The organism is Parabacteroides sp. AM08-6, from assembly GCF_003473295.1.
Lineage (GTDB): Bacteria > Bacteroidota > Bacteroidia > Bacteroidales > Tannerellaceae > Parabacteroides.
This window is the reverse complement of record NZ_QRMP01000070.1, coordinates 1-1880: the sequence shown is the minus strand read 5'-3', so window position 1 is coordinate 1880 and position 1880 is coordinate 1. Positions and strand designations below refer to the sequence as shown.

The 1880-nt window shown below is 36.4% G+C and carries 1 protein-coding gene; it reads right to left on the bottom strand.

Going from position 1 to position 1880, the window contains the following annotated elements:
• Positions 1–206: 206 nt before the first annotated feature.
• Complete coding sequence (locus tag DW103_RS17825; protein WP_122278623.1) at positions 207–1460, bottom strand: ATP-binding protein; 1254 nt, start codon at positions 1458–1460, stop codon at positions 207–209.
• Between the last annotated feature and the right edge of the window lie 420 nt (positions 1461–1880).

Below are 1880 nucleotides of genomic sequence, written 5' to 3'. Positions count from 1 at the left end.
TTCTCCCCTGTGAAGGCCGGAAAGCAGAACAAGACAAGAAGGGGATGTGTCAAAATGGTCACATTCCCTTTTTCTGTTGCGAAGCATAAAAATCAAATCAGTAAAAGCTTGCGTTATTCAGAGAAACACTTTTGTCTTTTATCAAACCTTCAAATGGAACCTAAAGAAACAAATCGGCATTAAGATCGCTTGTTCTAGATTGTTTTTCATATATTCAAACTATCCTCATTGAGCAGGAAATCAAATAGTCCAATAGTGAGTATTCCGTTCTCATTTCGGCGAGGCATAATATGGTCTTTGACAACAATAATCTTCTTAAAAGAATCATTGATGTTTGTCAACGAACGAGATTCCTGTATTTCCTTTTCTCTATCTGGGATAGATAGAGCTGATTGCACATAATACTTCTTACTACCAAGAGTAGCTATAAAATCCACTTCTAGTTGGATACGAATCCACTTCCCGTCCTTATCAGGTTTCTTTATCTCCACCATTCCGACATCAACACTGTAACCACGCACAATCAATTCGTTGTAGATGATATTCTCCATGATATGCGTTTCCTCCTGTTGACGCATATCGAGAATGGCATTTCTCAAACCAATGTCTGCGAAATAATACTTAGAAAGCGTGTTGATATACTTCTTTCCTTTTATATCATAGCGTATCGCCTTATTCAAGAGGAACGATTCTGATAAGTAGGTGAGATAATTAGAAATGGTCTGACTACCAATCTTTACATTTTTTACGCTCTTAAAAGTATTCGACAACTTTGTAGGATTACATGGTGTCCCTATAGATGATGCCATAATAAGCACCAACTCACGCATCTCATTCTCATTCTTGATTTTATGCCTCTCAATAATATCTGCCAAATAAACAGTCTCAAACAAATTCTTCAAATAGTTTATCTTCTTTTGTTCAGTGTCAAAAGATTGAATAAGAGGTAAACCACCATAGGTATAATATTCTCGCCATGCGTCTTGCTTATCCCCACCTACAGCAGAATAAAATTCTGAAAAAGAAAGAGGATTCACATGAATCGTCTCTCCTCGACCACGAAACTCTGTCGGGATGTCGGATGATAGAAAGTGAGAGTTACTTCCTGTTACGTATGTATCGGCATTTTCGATATGGCGGAAACTGTTCAAAACATCAACGAATTCATCCATCAGTTGTACCTCATCTATAATGATATAGTAGAGTTCCCTGTCTTTGATTCTATCATGAACATAATGGAGCATCGTATCTGGATTCCTCAAATCCTTGTTCATGCGGTCTTCAAGATCAACACGGATGATGTGGTCATTTGCTACACCATTTTCCAACAGATAATGATAAAACAAAACATTCAAGAGGTATGACTTGCCGCATCTGCGAATTCCTGTTATCACCTTGATGAAGCCGTTTTGACGGCTTTCTATCAACAGTTGGAGATACCTATCTCTTTTTATTTCCATATTTCGCATTAAATTTTTGCCAAGATTGGCATTTTTACAACACAAAGATGATAAAATTCATCCATTTGCACAAGTTGCTATAATAAAAAACCGCCAAAATTGGCAGATTTTTGTTCCCCGTCTGTCCCTCGAAGCTATTTGGGCATACAATTTTATACCGATATTCAGATATTTAAATTGTCATAACACATATTGCATCGGGAATAATTTAACTCTTATTTTAATCCACCAGTTAGTAGTTCTGCCCTGCAAAAGAAATACCACAATGTCAAAAATGGCAATAACAGGATATTATGAAAATGTATTTTATCCATAAATCACCCAGCAGCCGTATATAAATACATACTGAATATCAATCTTCGATTATTTTAGAAACATTCATTGCAGTTCCACGCTTTTTATGGCCTCTCTTGAAAAACG

What these genes read in the sequence shown, in the direction of transcription:
- DW103_RS17825 (WP_122278623.1), bottom strand. Translation starts at nt 1,460, where the DNA reads ATGGAAATAAAAAGAGATAGGTATCTCCAACTGTTGATAGAAAGCCGT.